1 protein-coding gene is annotated in these 610 nt (G+C 69.8%); it reads left to right on the forward strand.

The annotated features are described in order from the left end of the window. Positions 1 to 610 (forward strand): FAD-dependent monooxygenase (locus AC1DJW_RS26535; protein ID WP_476902963.1); only part of this gene is annotated, 610 nt, incomplete at both ends.

The raw sequence follows: 610 nt of genomic DNA on the forward strand, positions 1-610 counted from the left end.
GTGGACCTTCCGGAGGAGGTCGACGTGCTCATCGTGGGCAGCGGGCCCGCCGGGATGCTTGCCGCCGCGCAGTTGTCGCAGTTCCCGGGTGTCACAACCCGGATTGTGGAGCGCCGCGCCGGGAGGCTCGCGATCGGCCAGGCCGACGGTATCCAGGCCCGGAGCGTGGAGACGTTCCAGGCTTTCGGTTTCGCCGAGCGGATCATTGCCGAGGCGTACCGGATCACCGAGATGGCGTTCTGGAAGCCGGACCCCGCGGATCCCTCGCGCATCATCCGGACCGCCCGCGCCCTGGACGATCCGACCGGGGACATCAGCGAATTCCCGCACCTGATCGTCAACCAGGCGCGCGTGCTGGACTACTTCGCCGAGTTCATGGCGAACTCCCCTGCCCGCATGGCCCCCGACTACGGATACGAGTTCCGCGGCCTCGTGGTCACGGGCGAGGGCGACTACCCCGTCACGGTCACACTCCACCACACGGCCGGACCGGACGAGGGCCGGGAGCGCGTTGTCCGGGCCAAGTACGTCGTCGGGGCGGATGGGGCGCGGAGCAAGGTGCGGGAGTCGATCGGCTGCACGCTCGCCGGCGACCAGGCCAACCACGCCT

Source organism: Arthrobacter sp. 05L417 (assembly GCF_056397865.1).